Source organism: Paenibacillus peoriae KCTC 3763, from assembly GCF_000236805.1.
GTDB lineage: Bacteria > Bacillota > Bacilli > Paenibacillales > Paenibacillaceae > Paenibacillus > Paenibacillus peoriae.
Map to the genome: position 1 here is coordinate 1 of NZ_AGFX01000040.1, position 15,864 is coordinate 15,864.

Annotated in this window: 22 protein-coding genes; 2 read left to right on the top strand and 20 right to left on the bottom strand. The window is 44.7% G+C overall.

The features are described 5' to 3' along the window. Positions 1 to 195: 195 nt before the first annotated feature. Positions 196 to 426 carry a hypothetical protein gene (locus tag KQI_RS0120665; RefSeq protein ID WP_007432545.1) on the bottom strand — a complete coding sequence of 77 codons (231 nt, stop codon included), beginning with the start codon at positions 424 to 426 and terminating at the stop codon, positions 196 to 198. Positions 427 to 623: 197 nt separating this feature from the next. Next, complete coding sequence (locus tag KQI_RS0120670; protein ID WP_010348788.1) at positions 624 to 1,238, bottom strand: stage II sporulation protein M; 615 nt, start codon at positions 1,236 to 1,238, stop codon at positions 624 to 626. A 100-nt stretch (positions 1,239 to 1,338) separates the two neighbouring features. Here KQI_RS0120670 and pdaB point away from each other — a divergent pair, with 100 nt between their 5' ends. Together pdaB and gerD are read left to right on the top strand one after the other, a co-directional pair. Then, positions 1,339 to 2,118, top strand: a complete 780-nt coding sequence (gene pdaB / locus KQI_RS0120675) for a polysaccharide deacetylase family sporulation protein PdaB (protein WP_010348789.1) — start codon at positions 1,339 to 1,341, stop codon at positions 2,116 to 2,118. Positions 2,119 to 2,224: 106 nt separating this feature from the next. Next, positions 2,225 to 2,989, top strand: coding sequence for a spore germination lipoprotein GerD (gene gerD / locus KQI_RS0120680; RefSeq protein ID WP_010348790.1), 765 nt, complete (start codon positions 2,225 to 2,227; stop codon positions 2,987 to 2,989). Positions 2,990 to 3,023: 34 nt separating this feature from the next. Here the strand turns inward: gerD and KQI_RS0120685 are convergent, their stop codons facing one another. The 18 genes from KQI_RS0120685 to rplO all read right to left on the bottom strand — a co-directional run bounded on the left by KQI_RS0120685 (position 3,024) and on the right by rplO (position 15,845). Then, positions 3,024 to 4,130, bottom strand: coding sequence for an Mrp/NBP35 family ATP-binding protein (locus KQI_RS0120685; protein WP_010348791.1), 1,107 nt, complete (start codon positions 4,128 to 4,130; stop codon positions 3,024 to 3,026). A 60-nt stretch (positions 4,131 to 4,190) separates the two neighbouring features. Further along, positions 4,191 to 4,964 carry an N-acetylmuramoyl-L-alanine amidase CwlD gene (gene cwlD, locus KQI_RS0120690; protein WP_010348792.1) on the bottom strand — a complete coding sequence of 258 codons (774 nt, stop codon included), beginning with the start codon at positions 4,962 to 4,964 and terminating at the stop codon, positions 4,191 to 4,193. 68 nt (positions 4,965 to 5,032) lie between these two features. Beyond that, positions 5,033 to 6,202: a sulfate adenylyltransferase gene (gene sat / locus KQI_RS0120695; RefSeq protein ID WP_010348793.1), complete on the bottom strand. Its 1,170-nt coding sequence runs from the start codon at positions 6,200 to 6,202 to the stop codon at positions 5,033 to 5,035. Between the two features lie 52 nt (positions 6,203 to 6,254). Then, the gene (locus KQI_RS0120700; RefSeq protein WP_010348794.1) at positions 6,255 to 6,947 is read right to left on the bottom strand and encodes a phosphoadenylyl-sulfate reductase; all 693 of its coding nucleotides are present in this window, start codon (positions 6,945 to 6,947) and stop codon (positions 6,255 to 6,257) included. An 859-nt stretch (positions 6,948 to 7,806) separates the two neighbouring features. Then, positions 7,807 to 8,199: a 30S ribosomal protein S9 gene (rpsI, locus tag KQI_RS0120705; protein ID WP_007432554.1), complete on the bottom strand. Its 393-nt coding sequence runs from the start codon at positions 8,197 to 8,199 to the stop codon at positions 7,807 to 7,809. Between the two features lie 19 nt (positions 8,200 to 8,218). Next, positions 8,219 to 8,656, bottom strand: a complete 438-nt coding sequence (rplM, locus tag KQI_RS0120710; protein ID WP_007432555.1) for a 50S ribosomal protein L13 — start codon at positions 8,654 to 8,656, stop codon at positions 8,219 to 8,221. A 183-nt stretch (positions 8,657 to 8,839) separates the two neighbouring features. After that, positions 8,840 to 9,625, bottom strand: a complete 786-nt coding sequence (gene truA / locus KQI_RS0120715; protein WP_010348795.1) for a tRNA pseudouridine(38-40) synthase TruA — start codon at positions 9,623 to 9,625, stop codon at positions 8,840 to 8,842. Positions 9,626 to 9,775: 150 nt separating this feature from the next. Further along, the gene (rplQ, locus tag KQI_RS0120720) at positions 9,776 to 10,141 is read right to left on the bottom strand and encodes a 50S ribosomal protein L17 (protein WP_007432557.1); all 366 of its coding nucleotides are present in this window, start codon (positions 10,139 to 10,141) and stop codon (positions 9,776 to 9,778) included. Positions 10,142 to 10,174: 33 nt separating this feature from the next. Further along, positions 10,175 to 11,119, bottom strand: coding sequence for a DNA-directed RNA polymerase subunit alpha (locus KQI_RS0120725; protein WP_007432558.1), 945 nt, complete (start codon positions 11,117 to 11,119; stop codon positions 10,175 to 10,177). A gap of 135 nt (positions 11,120 to 11,254) precedes the next feature. Further along, positions 11,255 to 11,650, bottom strand: a complete 396-nt coding sequence (rpsK, locus tag KQI_RS0120730) for a 30S ribosomal protein S11 (protein ID WP_007432559.1) — start codon at positions 11,648 to 11,650, stop codon at positions 11,255 to 11,257. A gap of 19 nt (positions 11,651 to 11,669) precedes the next feature. Next, positions 11,670 to 12,038 carry a 30S ribosomal protein S13 gene (gene rpsM / locus KQI_RS0120735; RefSeq protein ID WP_007432560.1) on the bottom strand — a complete coding sequence of 123 codons (369 nt, stop codon included), beginning with the start codon at positions 12,036 to 12,038 and terminating at the stop codon, positions 11,670 to 11,672. A 21-nt stretch (positions 12,039 to 12,059) separates the two neighbouring features. Next, entirely contained in the window at positions 12,060 to 12,173 is a 114-nt protein-coding gene (rpmJ, locus tag KQI_RS0120740) for a 50S ribosomal protein L36 (RefSeq protein ID WP_003333770.1), read from the bottom strand. Positions 12,174 to 12,291: 118 nt separating this feature from the next. After that, complete coding sequence (gene infA / locus KQI_RS0120750; protein WP_006212898.1) at positions 12,292 to 12,507, bottom strand: translation initiation factor IF-1; 216 nt, start codon at positions 12,505 to 12,507, stop codon at positions 12,292 to 12,294. 2 nt (positions 12,508 to 12,509) lie between these two features. Beyond that, a complete protein-coding gene (locus tag KQI_RS0120755; RefSeq protein WP_010348799.1) occupies positions 12,510 to 12,818 on the bottom strand; it encodes a KOW domain-containing RNA-binding protein in 309 nt (102 codons plus the stop codon). Positions 12,819 to 12,827: 9 nt separating this feature from the next. Continuing rightward, entirely contained in the window at positions 12,828 to 13,367 is a 540-nt protein-coding gene (locus KQI_RS0120760; protein ID WP_039774668.1) for a M24 family metallopeptidase, read from the bottom strand. Between the two features lie 5 nt (positions 13,368 to 13,372). After that, complete coding sequence (locus KQI_RS0120765; RefSeq protein WP_010348801.1) at positions 13,373 to 14,017, bottom strand: adenylate kinase; 645 nt, start codon at positions 14,015 to 14,017, stop codon at positions 13,373 to 13,375. An 89-nt stretch (positions 14,018 to 14,106) separates the two neighbouring features. Further along, on the bottom strand, positions 14,107 to 15,405 hold the full coding sequence (gene secY / locus KQI_RS0120770; RefSeq protein WP_010348803.1) for a preprotein translocase subunit SecY: 1,299 nt from the start codon (positions 15,403 to 15,405) through the stop codon (positions 14,107 to 14,109). Further along, a complete protein-coding gene (rplO, locus tag KQI_RS0120775) occupies positions 15,405 to 15,845 on the bottom strand; it encodes a 50S ribosomal protein L15 (RefSeq protein ID WP_010348805.1) in 441 nt (146 codons plus the stop codon). Before rplO ends, secY begins: the two co-directional genes overlap by 1 nt. Between the last annotated feature and the right edge of the window lie 19 nt (positions 15,846 to 15,864).

The window sequence follows — 15,864 nt, forward strand, 5'->3', positions numbered from 1 at the left end:
AAACCTGCATCATGTCTTGCTTTGTTTCATCACCGCGTCTCAGCGACGACCTTTATAATATATCATCTCTTTTTAAGATTTGCAAGAGTTTTTTTAAAATCTTTTTTTTCGAGCAAATCCTTCAAAAAGGAACGAAAATTAATTTACCATGAATATAGAATAGAGTCAATACTTTTTTGCTCATAATATTATCTTTCATTGTTTGCTTTGAGGAACACGCCCTCTGCGGGCATATTTGGATAGTTCCTTAGCGGGTGCAAAGCGGGCATACATGCGAAAGACTGTTTTATACCGAAGTGCTATTGCATAACGAATATCCTGGTCTAATCGGGTATCACTCATGTCAAGCAGCATTTCATCGAGTTCCTTACGAAGAACGTAGTCCAGTTCCTTGCATTCCTTTTCGTTAAACAGCATTCCCAGCATATGACCATACTCCCTTATCAGCTTATTATTAGATAGTACTTATATTTGTCCAACTAATTGTTCCAACTTTTACCTATTTTTAAACTCAACTGCTAAGGTTCAAACTTCGTTAGATTCAACTCAGTGCTTTTTCTTTAAGCTCTCCCCTTTGTTATGTTCAATTTTCAGTAAATATATAAATAAATGACCATAATATTTTAATGCGACAATAAGCGATAAGTTATGCCACTCTCAATTGCGGCTGCGATAAGCAGCAAAATGACGGACCATATGGACACTGTCAACGTCTGTTTCATAAAGACCTCCCACGTTTGACCGTTCCCTTTTCGTTTCAGCCCCATGCTTGAGCCGATCGTAGACATTACTTTAATCCCAAACTTCAATCCAAAGGCGCAAGCGATAATCAGAACAGGCAATTCAATCACGCCATGAGGAAGTAATCCTTTTACAACAACCTCATACATACTTCTTCCCATATCTGTCTGCAGATGCACTACAAATCCTAAAACCATTCCATTCATAATTAAAAATATAAACGGCACAATTCCAAATAAAGCCCCAACAAATATAACTAGCACACACTTGATGGCATTATTGAAAAAGATAAACACAAAAAAACTCCATTGAGGGTGATCAGACTGCTGTAAACGTTGAGCTACTCCACCCAAGCCTTCTATTTGTTGAGCTAGCATGGATTGGATAGCGCCTGTACTTAACCAGCCCACCACAATACTTATGCAAAAAAGAAGTGTAGAAACTAAAACTAGCCGTCTTGTCGTGTATAGATCATGAAGAAACGCTTTTAATCCCATTCGATGTTTCCCTCCTGTTCGTCCATTGGCATAATTGACAACCCCCGGCATAGCTTTAAGTAAACAAGCACTTCCAGGATGAAAGGGGCATTATTATACTATGAATTCTTTTTTCTATGTTTTGAACGGTAAAAAAATCAAACGGTTCTTTATCGTCATAGCTGCAGCCGTCTTTGCTATCGGGGTCATCTATGTAGAAACTGATAATGTTACCGTTTTTTCCGAGGAAGCACCAGCTGCGGTTTATAGTGTACCCACTGCCAAAAAGCTAATTGCCCTCACCTTTGACATCAGTTGGGGGGATAAGCGTACTGCTCCTATATTAAAGGTTCTTGAAGATAAAAAAGTGACCAAGGCCACTTTTTTTCTTTCTTCCCCGTGGAGCAAAACACATCCAGAGCTTGTGAATCAGATTAAAGACAGTGGATTTGAGATTGGAAGTCATGGACATAAACACGAAAATTATAGCAACTTAAGCGACGAAGACATTCGTAAACAAATTTCAACGGCCCACACCACACTAACCGAGTTGACCGGACAAGCGCCGAAATTAATTCGTATGCCTAATGGGGACTTTGACAAAAGAGTCCTTCAGGTGGCAAGCACTCTAGGCTATAAAACCATTCAATGGGATACTGACTCCTTGGATTGGAAAAATCCTGGTACTCAGGTCATTATCGATCGTGTTGTAAATAAAGCTCATCCTGGTGACATCGTTCTTCTCCACGCCAGTGATTCCTGTAAACAAACTCATGAAGCACTGCCGGTTATTATCGACAAGTTGCGTGCACAAGGATATGAATTCGTAACGGTATCTGAACTTCTGCAACAGGGTACAGTAAAAGGCAAAGAGGTTCGCGATCAGGTCATGGGTCTTTAAGGAGTTATTTTACATCGTTCTCAGCAAAAAACCAAAAGTCGATCGACATATTTCTCCTCACTCATTCGCATACTATCCACATTCATGATGAAGGAGGAATACGGCCATGAATTGGACTCGTTTGCGATTTGTCAGCATGATATGCGTACTGGGCGTTGCACTAAGCGGCTGTGGCTCGGATCAGAGTTCTGGATCTCCCCAGAACAGTTATAAAGAGACGAAAACGATGGTAGTCGATATCTTAAAAAGTGATGATGGAAAAAAAGCCATAGAAGAGGCTTTGACTGGTCAAAGCAGTTCCTCCAAGGAAGGGCAATCCGGACAAAGTGGTGAAGGAAGCGGGGGGGAAGGGGGTTCTGGTGGGAGTTCTGGTGGAGCTTCTGGTGGCAGCATGGGAATGAAGATGCTTATGCCTACGCAATCAGCTGAGCAGATGAAAGTCGCAGTCAAGGATACTTTGATTTCACCCGAGTATAAAAAAGAAATCGAAAAAATCATGACTGATCCGCGCTTTGCCGGAGAATTTGCCAAAGCGATCAATAGCCAAAACAAACAGCTGCATATGCAGCTTATAAAGGACCCATCCTATCAAAAATCTATTGAATCCATGCTCAAGTCGCCAGAACTGACCAAGATGTACATGGACCTGACTAAAACCCCTGAATATCGCAAACAAGCGATGACCGTCATGCATGATGCTATGCAAAGTCCGATTTTCCGACTTGAGGTTATGAATTTACTCAAAACCGTCGTACAAGAGGAGCTCCAGCCTAAGGTTGAGAAAAAAGGTGGTGGCGGAGCAAGCGGCAGCAAGCAAGGTGGCGGGGAAGGCACTAGTGGTGGTCAAGGCGAACAAGGAGGAGGCCAATAATAAAAAGGCTGGTTACGCAACCAGCCTTTTTTTCTTATTCAAATTCAGCATGTAACGCCGTAATCTGAGCTGCGATATCGTTATAAATAGCACCCGTTGCCGATTCAGATTTATATACTGAAGGCGAAAAATCAGCTTCTGATGGATGATTATCCGGGATCCCCAATGGAATTTGGGCCAGCAGTTTGGTATGGAGGGTATCGGCCAGCATAGCTCCTCCCCCGCGACCAAAAACATAATCCTTTTCGCCGGTAGAGGATACATAATAGGACATATTCTCTACCACGCCAATGACCTTATGATCCGTTTGAAGCGCCATGGCCCCTGCTCGTGCTGCCACAAAGGCAGCTGTCGCATGAGGGGTAGTGACAATGATTTCTTCACTCTGCGGAATCATTTGATGTACGTCAAGCGCTATATCCCCGGTACCCGGTGGTAAATCGAGTATCATATAGTCCAGCTTCCCCCATTGGACATCGCTAAAGAACTGTCTAAGCATTCTTCCCAGCATGGGACCTCTCCAGATGACGGGATTGTTCTCCCTGACAAAGAAGCCCATAGACATGAGCTTAACACCAAATCTCTCCACTGGCTGAATAATCCCTTCTTCTACCGAAGGAACGTCCTCTGTCCCAATCATATCCGGTACACTAAATCCATAAATATCGGCATCGATCAAACCGACACGTTGGCCTTGCCTAGCCAAAGCAGCCGCTAAATTTACAGCTACCGTTGATTTCCCTACACCACCTTTTCCGCTCGCAATGGCAATAAACCGAACTCCAGATGATGGATCAAGCAGTTCATGTTGTTCCATACCAGCAGCATGTCCCTTGGTCAAGACCGGGTCAACCGCTGACTCGGAATCATCTTCTGTTTGAACAGCGGATCTTTCATGCTCAGAGGCTTCCCGAATACGAATATGAACGTGCCTCAGCCCCGCCTCTTCCAACGTCTGACGGATTTCCCGCTCCAAATCTGCCTGCGCCCCTTCCTCCGCATTCAAACTAACCACGGTCAAGGATACGCGTTCTTCTTTTACAACAACATCCCGAATAAAATGAAGATCGACCAGACGACGGCCCGTGTGAGGCTCTCGTACCTGTTGAAGTAGCTCTATAACCTGCTCTCTAGATTGCATGAATAATCAGCACCTCTGCTTCAGTGAATTTACGTAGTTGTCAACAATTACAGTATACCACTATCTGGCTTTAGGTGCTGACGATGTCACCTTCTCCCCGGCGCTATAACGCAAAATTCCTTTATAGACGGATGCTGCCACCTGCCTCTGATAGGCTACATCACTCAGTCGCCGGGCTTCCTCAGGATGGGATAAAAATCCGACCTCTACGAGAGCTGATGGCATTTTGAGGGCCTTTAACAAATACACCGTGTTCACGGTCTTGGCCACTCTATTCGTATTTTCCAGATTGCGCTTGATCTCCTCCTGAATAAGGGAAGCCAAATTTTCATTATCCTCATGGTTGGGAACATAAAAGGTTTGAGCTCCACTCCAACGACTGGATGGGATGCTGTTCATGTGAATGCTCAAAAAAAGATCCGCTTTATGCTCCTCAATCATGCGCACACGTTGTTTTAGATCCTCTGTTTTTCTTCTGGCATAGCTTTTGGTTTCTGGCAGCGCCAGATCACGGTCATCCTCGCGTGTCATGACAACAACAGCTCCTGCTTGTTGTAAGTAATCCCGCAAATAAAAAGCAATCGCCAAATTAATGTCCTTTTCAATGACACCCCCTTTGCTTACTGCCCCTCCATCAGGCCCTCCATGTCCTGCATCTATAGCAATGACTTTACCCGCGAGCGGAAGACTCCAATGAGTCCAGGCTCTCGAAGCAGGTATCTCATACAAAGCCAGCACAATAAACAGAACGGCAAGACAACAGCCCAATAGCATTTTTTGCAGCGTCCGATAGCGAATCCACAGTGTAACCTGGTGTTTATTATTTTTTTGCATAACAAAACGCCTCCGTCCTATACAGATACTAATGATCTATATGGGACGAGGCGTGTAAATAGTACAACTCAGGAGTGAACAAATTCTTTCATGCCCTCTATCAGCACTTCGGCGACTTCTGGTCGTGTAAACTCAGGCGGCGGGCATACCCCGGAGCGTAACAATTGCCGTACTTTGGTGCCCGAGAGCGTCAAATGGTGCTCCTTGGGATGAGGACAGGTTTTGCTTGAAGCCATATTCCCACAACGGGTGCAATAAAAGCTGTGTTCGAAGAATAATGGAGTAATTGCCAGTTCCTCAGGAGTAAAATTCCTGAAAATTTCCTGCGCTTCATAAGTACCATAATAGTCTCCTACACCGGCGTGATCTCTTCCAACAATAAAATGGGTGCAGCCATAGTTTTTCCGTACAATAGCGTGGAAAATTGCCTCTCTCGGGCCAGCATATCGCATGGCAGCAGGAAACACACCCAGAAAGGTCCGTTCCGCCGGATAATAATGCTCCAGCAGCACCAGGTAGCTCTTCATGCGCACATCTGCTGGAACATCATCTGACTTGGTTTCACCGACGAGCGGATTGAGAAATAGTCCATCAACAATTTCCATCGCACTTTTCTGGATATACTCATGCGCACGGTGTACCGGATTACGCGTTTGGAAGCCGACTACTGTTTTCCAGCCCTTTTCAGCAAAATAATCGCGTGTCTGTGCTGGTGTGTAATAAAAATCGCTAAATTGCGCAGGCTCAGGTCGATTCAGTACTTGCACAGAGCCTCCCACATAGGTGGATGGTCGGTCCAGCAGTTTTTTTACGCCAGGATGAGCCGAATCATTCGTCTTGAATACACGTCTGGCTTCCTCGGCTTGATCAACCTGATAAATACTTTCAATATCAAGCACTGCATAGATGGTTCCGTCTGTTTCACCTACCAAAGCGACCTGCTGACCTACGCTGAGTTCACTGGCTATGCTCTCCGTAATTGCAAGTGTAATGGGAATACTCCAGACCGTACCGTCGGCAAGACGCATATCCGTAACTACCGACTGATAATCAGACTCATTCATAAACCCGGTCAATGGGGAGAACGCCCCCACCCCAATCAAATCCAGGTCAGAAATAGTCCACGAGTTTACTCGAATAGGAAACAATTCACGTGCAGCCTGCAAAAGGGCTTTTTGCTCCGGGCCTGTGATGATTCTATCAACTAGTGTTCCGCCATGCGGAAGAATTGCAGTCATAACGAACTTCCTTTCCATTCATAAATATGATTCAAAGCTAATGAGCACATTTTTATTGATGGAGCCCGCATTCGGTTTTCTCATTGCCTGACCAGCGTCCTGCACGAGGATCTTCACCAGGCAGAACTTGTCGTGTGCACTGTTCACATCCGATGCTTGGATAATTGCGGTCATGCAATGGATTATAGAAAACGTTATGAGTATGAATATAATTCCATACGTCTTCTGATGTCCAGCTCGCCAGTGGATTGAATTTAACAAGTCCAAATTTCTGGTCATACTCAACCTTTTTGGCATTCGCACGGGTTGGAGCCTGGTAGCGGCGAATACCGGTAATCCATGCATCGTACTGAGATAAAATGCGTGTCAGCGGCTCAACTTTGCGTATACCGCAGCAAGTGTTGGGATCTGATTTCCACAACTCCTCTCCATGCTCAGCCGCTTGCTCTTCGGGAGTAATCAAGGGAGATACCCGGACAAAATCCAAGTTATATTTAGCCTTGATCTGATCTCGTGTATCGTACGTTTCTTGAAAATGAAAGTCAGTGTCCAGATAAAAGATGTCGGTGGAGGGGCTAATTTTTTGCAGCATATCTACAAGTACTACATCTTCCGCTCCAAAGCTACAAGCAAAGGTAAGATTAGGGAATGTTTGAATAGCATACTGGATAATTTCCTCCGGCGTCGCCTCTTCCAGCTCAATCGCCTTGATCTTGATCAAAGCTTCTTTCTCCAATAAGTTCATTATTAATGCGCCTCCGTCTGAAGATTCATAAATAAATGCCAGATTCACAATACCAACTAAACTAATAAGAATAAGTAAAGTATAAAACTTTCGTATTTATTGTCAATCCACAGTAATTTATTCCAATATGAATACTCCCCAGCTTGAAATCAGCAGGAACGTTGTTCTGACAGCATTCTAAAGTACTATCCTCCGCATCCGGCCAGGTTCATTGGCTTTATATAAAATATTCTTATAGAACTCATTTGCGAATGATCCGCGAGTTAAACTACAATCCATTTATTTTCAGTAGGGAACACCACCCAAATCAAATTGTGTTATGTATACAATATAAAGTGATCACGAGTATATTAATTGTTTGCTGATTTTGCAGTGCTCAGACGCTTCAGTTTCCCACAAGCCGATCCATGAACAAAATTAGACTATGGCTTCATTCACAAATCCATCGTGCCTAAGATCCCATGTTTTGATGGCTAGAAGCTATCTCTTCGTGATAGTGAACACAAGGTAGTCTGGGTTTCCCCCAGTTATCGTGGTCAAATCGATGAGTAGTAATCCTTAGGAATCGAATGCTGAGCGACAGCAAGCCACTAAAAGTAGCATAAGGCATTTATAAAGCAATAAAATTGAAATGGATGAGCGAGGCTATTACATGAAGGAAAGGATGGAAAATGAAAATCAACGGGAATGGGTATAACACATGGGGGCAAACAGCCTCAATGAACAAACGACTGCTACGTTTCAAAATACATTGAGATTTAATTTAAGATCAAATGTGGTCAAAAATGATACGGTCACAGACACTTTTTAGCATAAAAAGACCCCCAACCAATAGGTTGAGAGTCTTTGAACGTGAAAATTAACGTTTCGAGAATTGTGGTGCACGACGAGCAGCTTTGAGACCGTATTTCTTACGCTCTTTCATACGTGGATCACGAGTCAGGAAACCTGCTTTTTTCAAAGCTGGACGGAATTCCGGATCTGCTTTCAACAGAGCACGTGAAATACCGTGGCGAATTGCGCCTGCTTGACCAGAGATACCACCGCCATGAGCGATAACGAGTACGTCATAGCTACCAATTGTTTCTGTCAGGTTCAATGGTTGTTTAACAATCAGTTTGAGTGTTTCCAAACCGAAATATTCATTAATATCACGCTTGTTGATGACAATGCGTCCTTCACCCGGTACGAGACGAACACGAGCTACCGAATGTTTACGACGACCTGTCCCATAGTATTGTACTTGTGCCATGAAACTGTCCTCCTTTTAATTATCCGCGAAGTTCGTAAACTTCAGGTTTTTGTGCTGCATGTGGATGCTCAGTGCCTCTGTAAGCTTTCAATCTCAGCTTCATTTTTTCGCCTTGACGAGTTTTAGGAAGCATGCCGTGAACAGCCAATTCCAACATACGTTCAGGTTTGTTTTTAACCATGTCTTGTGCAACTGTTACTTTCAAACCACCTGGGTGCATGGAGTGACGATAGTATTTCTTGTTCTCCATTTTTTTACCAGTCAATACGATCTTCTCTGCATTGATTACAACAACGAAATCACCTGTGTCCACATGTGGTGTAAATTGTGGCTTGTGTTTACCGCGAATCAACGCAGCCGCTTCGCTTGCCAGACGACCGAGCGTTTTACCTTCGGCATCGATGATGTGCCAGTTACGCTCAACTTCATTTGGCTTAGCCATATACGTAGTACGCATGAAAAGTTTCCTCCTTAAGTTCATTAACAAAAATCGTCATTTATCTTCGTTCGTTAACTTGCTACATTATTGATGGATTAGATGTTGCTTTAATGTGATCGTCTTAATTGGGGCTGTGGGAAAGCCATTAAGAAAACACAACTTTTATATTACAGGATAACCAGCAAATTCGCAAGGGAAAAATCAATGTTTTTTGATGTTTTCCTCATACTCCACACTCCAGAGAGTTAAGGCATGTCCTACCGCTGTAGGTCCTGCCTTTGAACGGTTTTTCGCCTCTAAAATAAATGGAATATCGTCGGCAGATTTCTTTCCTTCTCCCACTTCGAGCAAAGTCCCCATAATAATCCGAACCATGTGCTGCAAAAATCCGCTACCTGTAATATAAGTATGAATAATTCCCTGATCATCCGAGCCCGGCCGTGAAAAGGAATGGTCCACTGTCATATAGGCTTCGTAAATTGTGCGGACATGATTCGTCTTCTGGGAACGTCGGGATGCAAACGAAGTATAGTCAAAGATCCCCACTAAATGTGCCAGTCCCTGCTCCATTGCTTGTACATCTAATTTTGTTGGGTGATGCGCCTGTGTACGACGGTGAAAGATGTCTGGAAATCGGTTAGCATTAATGCTGTACCGATAAGTCTTCCGCTTCGCCATGCGGCGCGCGTGGAAAGACAACGGCACCTCTTTCGCTTCCGTAACAATAATATCACGGGGCAACCACGCATTTAGGGCAAGGCACCAACGTTCGATAGGAATAGGCGACTCGGTATGAAAATTAAATACTTGCCCATACGCATGTACACCAGCGTCTGTGCGACCGGAACCTGTGATTTTAAGACGTTCACCTGTCAATGAACATATAGCACTCTCCAGATAATCCTGAATCGTATTGCCATTAGGCTGAGTCTGAAAACCATCATACTCCGTTCCGTCGTAGTTCACTTTCATGCACAAGTTCCGCACATTTCTTCACACCTTTACAGGGTAATCTCTGGGTCTATGAGGATTAACCGAACATAGCAAAGGAGAAGTCCCTCCGGACTTCTCCAAGAGAAAAAAAGGGTTGTTCAGAATCAAGCTGATTCTGTCCACCCTTCCCTCATCTTCGCCTGTCTACGCGCGGTCAACCAATTCCAGATATACCATTGGAGCAGCGTCGCCACGACGAGGTCCTAGTTTCAAGATACGAGTGTATCCACCTGGACGCTCATTGTAACGTGTAGCCAATTCGCTAAACAGTTTTTGGATTGCATCCTGCTCACCATCAACAGTTTCACGGCGAACGAACGCAGCCACTTGACGGCGTGCGTGCAGATCCCCTTTTTTCGCTTTAGTGATCAGTTTTTCAGCAATAGAACGAACTTCTTTTGCTTTAGCCTCAGTAGTTTGGATACGCTCGTACAAGAACAGATCGGTTACCAAATCACGAAACAAAGCTTTACGGGCACTGGAGTTACGGCCCAATTTTTGGTATGCCATGTAATTTCCCCTCCTTCACAAAAACGTTGCTGTCTATTCTTCCGTACGAAGTCCTAAACCAAGTTCCTCAAGCTTCTCTTGTACTTCTTCCAAAGATTTGCGGCCCAAGTTGCGAACCTTCATCATATCTTCTTCAGATTTAGTCGTGAGTTCTTGTACCGTATTGATACCAGCGCGCTTAAGGCAGTTATAGGAACGGACGGAGAGATCCAGCTCTTCGATCGTCATTTCAAGAACTTTTTCTTTCTTATCTTCTTCTTTTTCGACCATAATTTCCGCATCTTTTGCTTCGTCCGTGAGACCCACGAACAACATCACATGCTCGGTCAAAATTTTGGCTCCAAGGCTCACTGCTTCCTCAGGACGAATACTTCCGTCAGTCCAAACCTCAAGTGTCAGCTTGTCATAATTCGTAACCTGGCCAACACGCGTATTTTCTACGCCGTAGTTCACGCGTGCAATCGGAGTGTAGATGGAGTCGACGGGAATGACGCCGATCGGCTGGTCATCACGTTTATTCCGATCCTGCTTAACGTAACCGCGACCGCGATTGGCAAAAATACGCATGTGAAGTCTCGAACCCGGTCCGAGAGTAGCAATGTGAAGATCCGGATTAAGAATTTCCACATCACTATCCGCACGGATATCTCCTGCCGTTACAACTCCTTCGCCTTCCGCATCGATTTCGAGTACCTTCTCTTCATCCGAGTGGATTTTAAGCGATAAAGCTTTCAAGTTCAGTATGATCTCCGTTACGTCTTCCTTCACACCGGGAACCGTTGCAAACTCGTGCAGAACCCCATCGATCTGAACCGATGTGACTGCTGCCCCCGGTAACGAGGATAACAGAATACGGCGAAGCGAGTTCCCCAGCGTCGTACCGTATCCGCGTTCCAGCGGTTCTACTACGAATTTTCCATAGGTGCCATCATCATTGACGTCAACCGTCTCAATTTTCGGCTTTTCGATTTCTATCACTGCAATATCCCTCCTTCAAAACGTCGCTCCTATATGAAACATTCACCTTATCCATAGTCAATCATGCAGTATACCTAAACATCCATTCTTGGCAATTTGTGCCGGATCTATACTACACGCAGAGGAGAAATCTCATTAGACGCGACGACGTTTTGGAGGACGGCATCCGTTATGAGGTACCGGAGTTACGTCTTTAATCAGGTTAACTTCCAGACCAGCAGCTTGCAAAGAGCGGATTGCTGCTTCGCGGCCTGCGCCTGGTCCTTTAACCATAACTTCGACAGTTTTCATGCCGTGTTCCATAGCAGCTTTAGCAGCAGTTTCTGCGGCCATTTGCGCTGCAAATGGAGTAGATTTACGTGAACCGCGGAATCCCATACCGCCTGAGCTTGCCCAAGAGATTGCGTTACCGTGTGGATCTGTGATCGTAACGATCGTGTTGTTGAACGTGGAACGGATGTGTGCCACGCCACTTTCGATATTTTTACGGTCACGGCGTTTTGTACGTACAACTTTTTTCGGTTTAGCCATTGAATGTTATCCTCCCTTCTTATTTCTTTTTGTTCGCTACAGTCCGACGAGGACCTTTACGCGTACGAGCATTAGTTTTAGTACGTTGTCCGCGAACAGGCAATCCACGACGGTGACGCACACCACGGTAGCAGCCAATTTCAGTCAGACGTTTAATATTCAAGGAAATTTCACGACGCAGATCGCCTTCTACTTTAACTTCTTTGTCGATCGTTTCACGTAATTTGCTCACTTCATCTTCAGTCAAATCACGAACACGCGTGTTTGCACTGATGCCTGTTTCCTTCAAAATTTTCTGAGAAGTCGTTTTACCGATTCCGAAAATGTAAGTCAAGGCGATCTCAACGCGTTTGTCACGTGGTAAATCCACACCAGCTATACGAGCCATTTTACGCTACACCCCCTTCTATTAACCTTGTTTTTGTTTGTGTTTCGGATTTTCGCAAATAACCATTACATTCCCTTTGCGGCGAATGACTTTGCATTTCTCGCAAATAGGTTTTACAGAAGGTCTTACCTTCATGTTGATTACCTCCTCCAAGCTTTACCCTGGTAAAACTCGCTTCGTGAACATTCACATCGTTTTGCCGAGCAAAACAAGTTTTTTTAAATGACGTACGTTTAATAAAAACCTGCATGAATTACTTGCGGTACGTTATACGGCCTTTAGTTAAATCGTAAGGCGATAACTGTACAACCACCTTGTCGCCTGTCAAAATACGGATAAAGTGCATCCGCAGCTTTCCGGAAACATGAGCAAGAATTTGATGACCGTTCTCTAGCTCTACCTTGAACGTAGCGTTCGGCAGGGGCTCGATTACCGTACCTTCAACCTCAATGACATCTTCCTTGGCCAAAGTCAGTCTCCTTTCTCTTCAGCTTGGTATTCGGACGAGTCCAGGAAAGTTTTCACTGCGTGACGCAGCTTTCCGTTCGTCACCCGACCGCTTTCGTTTAAACTGTTTACAATCTCGCTACTAATCTTAGACTGAGGCATCAAATGAAGAACATTTTTCTTCTTCGCTTGATCAAACTTTCGTTTATCCCCATCCGCAATATATACAAACCTGCTGTCCGCTATTGAAACAACAACCGCAATCTGTCCGGCACCTCTGCCTTTCAGAATCTTCACCAGCTGACCGATTTGCAGGTTTCCTTGCTGAATCATTCCAATCACCTACGCACTCAGTTTCGTGAAAATGTCCATGCCGTCCGCTGCGACCGTCTTCGTGTGCCCGTTATGAGCACAAGGAGCCAAGTCCATCGTAACGACCATCCAGTTGTCTTCCAGCGTCCCTATATGGCGAGAACCTATTTGAATCAACGATTCAATAGCCAGCTCAATGCCGGTTTTCAGCCTCGGTCCCTGTTCGGGAGCACCACGGTTTGGATTCTCAATATATTGCCGAATGGCATGCGACATTGTAAACTGGCGAGTTTTCGCGAGGATATCGCCTTTGTTTAACTTGCGTCTGCCGGGAAATCCGTGCACCAGTTGTTCATTGACTGAAGCGCAAATGCTAGCAGGAAAACCGTTATAACCTTTAAAAGACGGCACAGCTCCCTGACTGCGAATATACCAATCAGCTAAATGATCAAGTTTACCGGTCGTAATACCGGGCTCGATGTGTCCTGCTAAGCAATGAGTCGTTTCCGTCTCCATTCTCTCAGCTTTCCTCATAAAGCTTAATTCCGTTCCCGACTTGCAAATGATCATTACAGCTAACCCCGCAACAAGGACACGATATTTTGGGAAACCACATCAATATCCTGTTCTCCGTCAATATGACGCAGAAGATTCTGGTTCTCATAAAACGTGAGGAGTGGTGCTGTTTTATTACTATATTCGTCTAGTCGTGTTCTTACGCTATCTTCGTTATCGTCAGGACGCTGATAGAGCTCCCCGCCGTCTTTATCGCAAATGCCTTCAACCTTAGGAGGATTAAAGACAACATGATAGCTAGATCCACAACTTTTGCAAACCCGCCGTCCTGTGATTCGTGCCAATAAGTTGTCACGATCCACTTTCAGGTTGACAACATTATCAAGCTTCGTGTTCAAACGACCCAGAATTTGATCCAAGGCTTCAGCCTGAGCTAAAGTTCTTGGAAACCCGTCCAGCAAGAACCCTTTCTTGCAGTCCGACTGTTGTAGCCGTTCTTCAACGATACCGATTGTTACGTCATCAGGAACAAGTTCGCCCTTGTCGATATATTCTTTAGCTTTAATGCCAATAGGTGTTCCCTGTTTCATCGCCAGGCGAAATGCATCGCCTGTCGAGATATGAGGAATGCCGAATTCCTTCACAATGACATCTGCTTGTGTACCTTTACCAGCCCCCGGAGGGCCCATGATCAAAATATTCACAACCTGTCACTCCTCAGACGACCCCTACACAAGAAACAGCACAAAAGGTGCCGGTAAGCATGCGAACATCCTAAGCCGGAACCTATTGCCTATTTGTTGATGAAGCCTTTGTAATGGCGTTTAATCAGTTGGCTTTCGATTTGCTTCATTGTATCCAATGCAACACCGATAATAATGAGCAGTGAAGTACCGCCAATTTGCACGGAACGAGGCAAGCCCGAAAGCGAACCGAAGAATACCGGCAATACGGATATGACTGCAAGGAACAAAGCCCCTGTCATCGTCAACCGTGACATTACTCGTGTCAGGTATTTTTCCGTAGCTTTACCCGGGCGAATTCCCGGAATATAACCACCGTTTTTCTTCATGTTGTCGGCCATTTGCTGCGGATTCATCTGTACAAAGGTATAGAAGAATGTGAAACCGATAATCATTACGACATACAAAACCATGCCTAGTGGCTTGTCATAATACAAGTATGTGGTAACCCACTTAGCCCACGCATGATCCGCCCAGAAACTCGCAATAATAGTCGGGAATTGCAGCAATGATACCGCAAAAATTACCGGAATAACGCCTGCCGCATTAATCTTCATCGGAATATGCGTATTCTGGCCACCGTACATTTTGTTACCAACTACACGTTTCGCATATTGTACCGGTATTTTCCGAATACCTTGCTGGATGTAGATAACACCAACAATAATCAGAATAACTACCAAGGCAATAATGATTGCTTTCAGAATATTCATGAACAGCTGATCTGCCTGAATAAACTGGGATTCTACAATCGTGCGAATATGTCTTGGAATACCTGCTGCAATCCCTGCAAAGATAACAATGGAGATACCATTGCCGATTCCTTTTTCAGTAATTTGCTCACCAAGCCACATAAGGAACGTAGTTCCTGCTGTAAGCACAATTGCAATCACCAAATAATCAGCAAAAGTCGCTCCAGGAATCATCGCTGCACCGTACAGTCTGTTAAAGCCAATCGACGTTCCGAAAGCTTGAATCAAACCCAGTATTACCGTACCATACCGTGTAATTTGAGCCAACTTCTTTTTACCATGTTCTCCTTGTTTAGCCCATTCCGCAAATTTCGGAATCACGTCCATTGACAGCAACTGTACAATGATAGACGCTGTAATATATGGCATAATCCCGAGGGCGAATATCGAAAACTGATACAAAGCGCCCCCTGAGAAGGTATTAAGGAGTCCGAATAACTCGCTTCCTGCCTGATCCTGAGATGTAAAGACTTGCTTGTTCACGCCGGGAACCGGCACGAAGGAGCCAATACGGTATACCAAAAGTATAAACAGGGTGAACAGAATACGAGTTCTAAGATCCTCAACTCGCCATATATTTTTCAGGGTCTTGAACATTAGATCACCTCGGTTTTACCGCCGGCAGCTTCAATTTTCTCTACCGCAGATTGAGAGAACTTGTTCGCTTTAACTGTCAATTTCACAGTGATTTCACCGTTACCCAGAATTTTAATTCCGGACTTCGCATCTTTCACAATTCCATTGTTCAGCAAAAACTCAGGACTTACTTCTGTACCTGTTGCAAAACTATTCAAATCTTCGATATTCAAAACCGCATACTCTTTACGAGTAGGATTTACGAAACCGCGTTTAGGCAAGCGACGATACAGTGGATTTTGACCACCCTCGAAGCCCGGACGTACACCACCGCCGGAACGAGCGTTTTGACCTTTATGACCACGACCAGAAGTTTTACCCGTACCGCTACTAGGACCACGACCCAAACGTTTACGTTCTTTGCGGGAACCTGGAGCTGGGGAAAGCTCATGTAACTTCATCGTTCGTTGCACCTCCTTG

What these genes read in the sequence shown, in the direction of transcription:
- secY (WP_010348803.1), bottom strand. Translation starts at nt 15,405, where the DNA reads ATGTTCAAGACCCTGAAAAATATATGGCGAGTTGAGGATCTTAGAACT.
- KQI_RS0120665 (WP_007432545.1), bottom strand. Translation starts at nt 426, where the DNA reads ATGCTGGGAATGCTGTTTAACGAAAAGGAATGCAAGGAACTGGACTAC.
- rplO (WP_010348805.1), bottom strand. Translation starts at nt 15,845, where the DNA reads ATGAAGTTACATGAGCTTTCCCCAGCTCCAGGTTCCCGCAAAGAACGT.
- sat (WP_010348793.1), bottom strand. Translation starts at nt 6,202, where the DNA reads ATGACTGCAATTCTTCCGCATGGCGGAACACTAGTTGATAGAATCATC.
- KQI_RS0120670 (WP_010348788.1), bottom strand. Translation starts at nt 1,238, where the DNA reads ATGGGATTAAAAGCGTTTCTTCATGATCTATACACGACAAGACGGCTA.
- KQI_RS0120755 (WP_010348799.1), bottom strand. Translation starts at nt 12,818, where the DNA reads ATGATTCAGCAAGGAAACCTGCAAATCGGTCAGCTGGTGAAGATTCTG.
- rpmJ (WP_003333770.1), bottom strand. Translation starts at nt 12,173, where the DNA reads ATGAAGGTAAGACCTTCTGTAAAACCTATTTGCGAGAAATGCAAAGTC.
- KQI_RS0120760 (WP_039774668.1), bottom strand. Translation starts at nt 13,367, where the DNA reads ATGATCATTTGCAAGTCGGGAACGGAATTAAGCTTTATGAGGAAAGCT.
- KQI_RS0120700 (WP_010348794.1), bottom strand. Translation starts at nt 6,947, where the DNA reads ATGAACTTATTGGAGAAAGAAGCTTTGATCAAGATCAAGGCGATTGAG.
- KQI_RS0120685 (WP_010348791.1), bottom strand. Translation starts at nt 4,130, where the DNA reads ATGCAATCTAGAGAGCAGGTTATAGAGCTACTTCAACAGGTACGAGAG.
- gerD (WP_010348790.1), top strand. Translation starts at nt 2,225, where the DNA reads ATGAATTGGACTCGTTTGCGATTTGTCAGCATGATATGCGTACTGGGC.
- pdaB (WP_010348789.1), top strand. Translation starts at nt 1,339, where the DNA reads ATGAATTCTTTTTTCTATGTTTTGAACGGTAAAAAAATCAAACGGTTC.
- cwlD (WP_010348792.1), bottom strand. Translation starts at nt 4,964, where the DNA reads ATGCAAAAAAATAATAAACACCAGGTTACACTGTGGATTCGCTATCGG.
- rplQ (WP_007432557.1), bottom strand. Translation starts at nt 10,141, where the DNA reads ATGGCATACCAAAAATTGGGCCGTAACTCCAGTGCCCGTAAAGCTTTG.
- rpsI (WP_007432554.1), bottom strand. Translation starts at nt 8,199, where the DNA reads ATGGCACAAGTACAATACTATGGGACAGGTCGTCGTAAACATTCGGTA.
- rplM (WP_007432555.1), bottom strand. Translation starts at nt 8,656, where the DNA reads ATGCGTACTACGTATATGGCTAAGCCAAATGAAGTTGAGCGTAACTGG.
- rpsK (WP_007432559.1), bottom strand. Translation starts at nt 11,650, where the DNA reads ATGGCTAAACCGAAAAAAGTTGTACGTACAAAACGCCGTGACCGTAAA.
- rpsM (WP_007432560.1), bottom strand. Translation starts at nt 12,038, where the DNA reads ATGGCTCGTATAGCTGGTGTGGATTTACCACGTGACAAACGCGTTGAG.